General features: G+C 38.8%; 8 protein-coding genes. 3 read left to right on the plus strand and 5 right to left on the minus strand.

Annotated features, from left to right (window positions below):
- Positions 1-154: 154 nt before the first annotated feature.
- The 3 genes from I6N96_RS19625 to I6N96_RS19635 form a co-directional block, all read right to left on the minus strand.
- The gene (locus I6N96_RS19625) at positions 155-664 is read right to left on the minus strand and encodes a GNAT family N-acetyltransferase (RefSeq protein ID WP_209559266.1); all 510 of its coding nucleotides are present in this window, start codon (positions 662-664) and stop codon (positions 155-157) included.
- An 86-nt stretch (positions 665-750) separates the two neighbouring features.
- Positions 751-1,113, minus strand: coding sequence for a hypothetical protein (locus tag I6N96_RS19630; RefSeq protein WP_209559267.1), 363 nt, complete (start codon positions 1,111-1,113; stop codon positions 751-753).
- A gap of 74 nt (positions 1,114-1,187) precedes the next feature.
- Positions 1,188-1,556, minus strand: coding sequence for a CvfD/Ygs/GSP13 family RNA-binding post-transcriptional regulator (locus tag I6N96_RS19635; RefSeq protein WP_209559268.1), 369 nt, complete (start codon positions 1,554-1,556; stop codon positions 1,188-1,190).
- A gap of 223 nt (positions 1,557-1,779) precedes the next feature.
- Here I6N96_RS19635 and I6N96_RS19640 point away from each other — a divergent pair, with 223 nt between their 5' ends.
- Positions 1,780-2,952 (plus strand): MalY/PatB family protein, encoded by a 1,173-nt coding sequence (locus tag I6N96_RS19640; protein WP_209559269.1) that lies wholly within the window; start codon positions 1,780-1,782, stop codon positions 2,950-2,952.
- Between the two features lie 56 nt (positions 2,953-3,008).
- On the opposite strand, the gene I6N96_RS19645 is transcribed toward I6N96_RS19640, so the two are convergent.
- A complete protein-coding gene (locus I6N96_RS19645) occupies positions 3,009-3,596 on the minus strand; it encodes a peptidylprolyl isomerase (protein ID WP_347339101.1) in 588 nt (195 codons plus the stop codon).
- 212 nt (positions 3,597-3,808) lie between these two features.
- Here I6N96_RS19645 and I6N96_RS19650 point away from each other — a divergent pair, with 212 nt between their 5' ends.
- Positions 3,809-4,831: an NAD(P)/FAD-dependent oxidoreductase gene (locus I6N96_RS19650; RefSeq protein WP_209559271.1), complete on the plus strand. Its 1,023-nt coding sequence runs from the start codon at positions 3,809-3,811 to the stop codon at positions 4,829-4,831.
- Positions 4,832-4,875: 44 nt separating this feature from the next.
- On the opposite strand, the gene I6N96_RS19655 is transcribed toward I6N96_RS19650, so the two are convergent.
- On the minus strand, positions 4,876-5,118 hold the full coding sequence (locus I6N96_RS19655; protein WP_209559272.1) for a DUF1450 domain-containing protein: 243 nt from the start codon (positions 5,116-5,118) through the stop codon (positions 4,876-4,878).
- Positions 5,119-5,200: 82 nt separating this feature from the next.
- Here I6N96_RS19655 and I6N96_RS19660 point away from each other — a divergent pair, with 82 nt between their 5' ends.
- Positions 5,201-5,707 (plus strand): phosphatidylglycerophosphatase A family protein, encoded by a 507-nt coding sequence (locus I6N96_RS19660; protein WP_209559273.1) that lies wholly within the window; start codon positions 5,201-5,203, stop codon positions 5,705-5,707.
- The last annotated feature ends 187 nt before the right edge of the window (positions 5,708-5,894 follow it).

Raw genomic sequence — 5,894 nt, forward strand, 5'->3', positions numbered from 1 at the left:
AGTTTTTTGTTGATAAAATAAGTTTTTTCTTTTGTTCAGCTGTTATTCTATTGTGCTGTTCAAAAGATGTTGTTCTGTCTTAGCGACATGTAATAATATACCAAGATTCTCTTCTCAGGTCAACTCTTTTTTTATATTTTTTCTGATTATTTTTTCACTGGTTTATCGGGTAAGAAAAAAGCACAAATCGGCCGCCTTTACTTTCCTCTACGGTCCCTTTATTGACGAAGCTGTTTCCTCTATATAATGAAAGAAGATTTGGGTTAGTGGAGATACAATCCAACCGTAATTCATCAGCGGTTTCTGAAAAGTAGGTTTTTATTGCTGTGAGCATCCGGCTTCCATAGTTTTGACCTCTATAATTTGGATGGACGATCAACCGATGGATATAATAGGCATTCTCGGGAAAACCGAAATCTTGCCAAAGCTCCTGATCCCATTCAGACGGAGTATTCCAAACGGCTGCCATTCCTACAATCTCTTCTCCTTCACTAAATAGATAGACATCCCCGCGTTGAACAGCGCCCAACAAGTTATGCTTATCCGTTCCTTCAAGGACATCTCCCCATTGACTGCTTCCTTTTCCTTTCAACCAAAGAGCTGTATCTCTCAACATATCCATAACGATACTTCCATCTATCTCCACAGCTTTCTTCATTTCCATTCTTTCCCCATCCCTTCTCACTTTTATTATAGTAGCAAAAAAGAAGCAAGAGTGTTCCTTGCTTCTTCGTTTCTTTCCAAATATTATCAGAACATCGGCATTCCAGCCATGTCGTAGGTGGATAACAAGTTTTTCAAACTCGATGGGCTTTCCCATATATATGTATCACTTGCAAGTCCCGCTGCGGTTCCTTCTTCCATCTCAAATACAAATAAAGGGAGATCTTCTGTCTCGCTATGTGCATTCGTCAATTCAACTAAGCTGATTGAAGTTACATCTAATTGAATGTGTTCTTTAAAGAACTGTAAAATACTGGCTAATCCTGTCATCTCTTCTGAAACTTCCGTAACAATAAATTCCGCTTGATCTTCTGTTGGATGAACCAGAAACTTTTTCGTTCCATCCTGCAAATTCAACATAATCGTACCGGCCACTCTTTTGTTAGACAAAACTTCCACCTCAATTGATTTTTGTTTTCATGAATACAGGAAAATTGTACCATATTTTCTGAAAAAAAACAGTTTTATTTCAAGCTTAAATCATCCAATGCCATCTCTATCCATTGAGGTAGTTTTTTTTCAAGCGTTGCGAAGCCGATTTTCTTATTCTTATTCGTAAAGTATTTTTTTCTTTTGAATCCGCTCGGCTGCGGTACACTCTTCAGGGTTCTAAGGGAAAGGCTGATTTTTTTTGAGTATTCATCAATATCAATGATCTGCACATTTACCTTATCGCCTACATTCAATATGCTGTTGATGTTCTTTGTATACCCTACTTGGATTTCAGAAACATGAATCAGTCCCTGAACATTATCTCCTAAAGAAACAAATGCTCCATACGGTTGTAATCCGGTGATGGTTCCTTCTTGGATTGCTCCTATTTTATATCTCATCTGCTTCCCTCATTTCTTTATTTCTTGTCATCTCTTTTAAATGATATCATGTTCAGTAATTTATGAATAGATTTTTTATTCAGCTTTTCTCTTCTTTTCCATTTATATTTTATTTAATCTATTCTATACTTCAATATATATAACTACTGTTAATAAATCTGCAGCTTTTCGTGCAGAAAGGATTTAGCAGGGTTTATAAAATATAGAATGAAGGGGTAGTAGAATGAGCAATTTTGATCACGTATACAATAGAAAAGAAACGAATTCAGTAAAATGGGATGCTGTTCAGCAGATGTACAAAGAAAGTGATTTGCTTCCTTTATGGGTCGCAGATATGGATTTCAAAGTCCACCAGCCGATCTTGGATGCTATGTCAGAATATATCGCTCAAGGGATTTTAGGCTACGCGACTACACCTGATAGTTTATATGAGTCTATCCAGCAATGGCAAAAAAGGAAACATAATTATATAGTAGAAAAAGAAGCGATTCTATTCAACAGCGGGGTTGTTCCCAGTGTTGCTTTAGCGATCCAAGCGTACACGAAGCCTGGCGATCACGTTATGATCAACGATCCTGTCTATCACCCATTTGCTAAGGTGATCAAAATGAACCATCGGGAAGTTGTCCGCAGCCCTCTATTTGAACACGACGGTAAATTCATGATTGATTTCGATGAAATGGAGCAGTTGCTGCAAAAGGAACAGGTTAAATTGTTCATTCTCTGCAATCCTCATAATCCTGGTGGACGGGTCTGGCAAAATCAGGAATTGATTCGTATCGGCAACTTATGCAAAAAACATAATGTACTGGTCATCAGTGATGAAATACATCAAGACTTAGTATTTCCTCCTGCTGCATTTACAACGTTTATAAATGCTGATCCATCGTTCAAGGATTTTTCAATCATCTTAACTGCTGCAACAAAAACCTTTAACCTTGCCGGCATTAAGAACTCAATGATTTTCATTCATGATGCAGCGTTGAGAAAACAGTTCGTTACTGTTCAGGAGATGAACCAGCAGAGCGAAATAAACACACTCGGTTTGATTGGAACAGAGGCGGCTTACAACTACGGAGACGAATGGTTGGATGAGCTGTTGGTTTACCTTCAAGGAAATATCGAAGCTGTGGCGCATTTCTTAAGTAATGATTTGCCGAAAGTAAAAATGATGAAACCTGAAGGGACGTATTTGATTTGGCTTGATTTTTCTGACTTGGCGCTTTCTGATAAGCAGCTCGAGAAGCGACTGATTGAAAAAGGGAAGATCGTTATGAATACAGGAATCTCTTTTGGCCCCTCGGGCAGTCAGCATATGCGTCTGAATATTGCCTGCCCTCAAGCAACATTGCTCGAAGGTCTTAAGAGAATCAAAACTGCCTTTGAAGGTTTATAGAAATCAAAAAAACGCCACCCGCTTTTAGGGATGGCGTTTTTATTTGACTAAAAAAATTATTCTGTGATTTCAACACTATCGATGACAACATCAAACGTCGGACGATCTTGTGCATCACGTTGTACTCCCGCAATCTCATCAACCACAGTCATTCCGTCAATCACATGTCCAAAGACAGTATGGCGGAAATCCAGCCACGGTGTACCTCCACCTTTATAGGCTTCAATGATTTCTGAAGGAAATCCAGCACCCTCCAGTTGTCCCATCATGTTTGCTGGGATATCCTGTTTGTTTACGATAAAGAATTGGCTGCCGTTTGTATTCGGACCAGCATTTGCCATCGAAAGAGCCCCTCTAAGATTGAAAACATCTTTTGAAAACTCATCTTCGAATTTTTCACCATAGATGCTTTCTCCGCCCATACCTGTTCCGGTTGGGTCGCCTCCTTGAATCATAAAATCAGGAATCACACGATGAAAAATCACGCCATCATAGTAACCCTTTTTCGCAAGCTCAACAAAGTTTTGAACAGATTTTGGTGCCTGTTCCGGAAACAACTGAATCTTGATGTCACCTCGATTGGTTTTGATTGTTGCCTTTGGTCCTTTTACTTCTTCTAAGTTTAACTGTGGAAATTCACTCACAAATAGTTCCTCCTTAACAATTGTTACTTTATTTATCATACCGAATAATAAGAAAAATTGCTATTTTCTTTTCCTAGATTCTCTAAAACTTTTCTTTCTTCACAAACTATCGCTTGCTTTTTTCTATTACAAATGCTATTTTGTGAAAAATGCTTAAAATTTACTTTTTATTTTATCCGATGGTTTTACTTAAGAATTTTGGAGGAAATTAAATGTCACAGACAACAGAAATATATGATATTACGATTATTGGCGGTGGTCCGATTGGACTTTTTGCCGCTTTTTATGCAGGTATGCGAAAAGCAAAAACAAAGCTGATTGACAGCCTGCCGCAATTAGGTGGACAGTTAGCCACTCTCTATCCTGAAAAGTATATTTATGATGCACCAGGCTACCCAGCAATCAAAGCAGCAGACTTAGTCGCTAATCTGGAAAAACAGCTTGCAGCTTTCAATCATGATATTCTTTTGGAAGAAGAAGTTATTAGATTGACAAGAAAAGAGGATTATCTAGAGTTGGAAACAACTAAAGGTATCCACTATTCAAAATCTGTGATTTTTGCAATTGGCAACGGCTCTTTTCAACCCCGCCGTTTAACATTAGATGAAGCAGAACAGTTTGAAGGTCGCAATATCCATTACTATGTAAAGGATATGCAGGACTTTGCAGATAAAAGGGTTGTTATTGCCGGCGGCGGCGATTCAGCGATCGACTGGGCACTCATGCTGGAGCAAGTCGCGAATAAGGTTTCTATCGTCCATCGCAGACCAGAGTTTCGAGGTCATGAACATAGTGTTGAGAAGCTAAAGAACTCGACTGTTCAAATACTAACGCCTTATATGATCGATCGGCTCCATGTTGAAGAGGATCAATTTAATGGTGTTTGGGTCAAACACACTAAAGAAGAGGAACAACAGCTTTTAGATGCAGATTCATTGATTGTAAATTACGGGTTTACTTCTTCCCTTGGTCATCTAAAAGACTGGGGCCTCGAGGTTTCTCGACATTCAATCATTGTTGATTCCGATATGTCCACAAATATTCCCGGCGTTTATGCTATCGGCGATATATCTATGTACAAAGGCAAGGTTAAGCTGATTGCCACCGGATTTGGTGAAGCTCCGACAGCAGTCAACAATGCACTACACTTTACTCAACCGGATATCCGTACTCAGCCAATGCACAGCACCAGTCTCTTTGAAAAAGCAGCACCCACAGCAGGTGCTGTAAAATAAAAAAAACTGTTCAAAGTCATGAAAAAAGACTTTGAACAGTTTTTTTACAGCATTTCTTCCTGCCAGCGATAAATTTCTGCGGTCAGTTTTTCTATCAGCTCTTCCGGTGTCTTTCCAGTCACCCGTTCCCCTTCAAACAAGGCATAAAAGCTTTGTGCACATAAGACACATTCATTCATGCAGGAGTAAGTGATCAGGTCGCTGTTTTCCTGTAAAAATTTATTTTCCGAGAGAACAAAATCTCCTTTGGATAAATTTTGCTCGCAACATTCGATTAAAGGATTCATTGATTTTCTTCCTTGCTTTTTCTTATACATTTATTATACCATTGACCTATTATAGTAAAAATTTTGTTTTGGAGGAAATAATATGGTTATTCAGGGAGATACACTGGAACAAACGGCTCGTGCATTATTAAAACAACGAGGTGTAGAAATCAAGGACATTGCTGACCTAGTGATGTTTCTTCAAGAAAAATATGTACCTCAGCTAAATATAGAGACATGTATTGAAAATGTCGAGGCTGTGTTGACGAAGCGAGAAGTCCACAATACGATCATTACAGGGATTCAATTAGACATCTTGGCTGAAGAAGGAAAGCTGCTGCAGCCTTTGCAGCAAATCTTGAGTGATGACGAAGGACTATATGGTATCGATGAAATCCTGGCGTTATCTATTGTGAATGTCTATGGATCTATCGGTTTCACCAATTACGGCTATATCGATAAAGTAAAACCTGGTATCTTGGCAGAGCTTAACTCACATGATGGGAAATCCGTTCATACATTTTTAGATGATATCGTTGGAGCAATTGCAGCTTCAGCAGCTAGTCGCCTAGCTCATTCACAGCCTGACAAGAGTCGCATCACGCAGTAAAAACAGACGTATTTTCAAACAACGGGATTTATAGATCGTTGTCTACAGCAAAATATAAATCAACGAGAGTGGGACAATAGTCTACTCTCAAAAAGAAAACAAGTCTGATTTTGATGATCAATATCAAAATCGGGCTTGTTTTTTCTTCTTTCCGTCTCTTTCTCTCCATGTGCTTCCCTAATTTCCT

Source organism: Enterococcus larvae (genome assembly GCF_017830045.1).
GTDB classification, from domain to species: Bacteria; Bacillota; Bacilli; order Lactobacillales; family Enterococcaceae; genus Enterococcus_L; species Enterococcus_L larvae.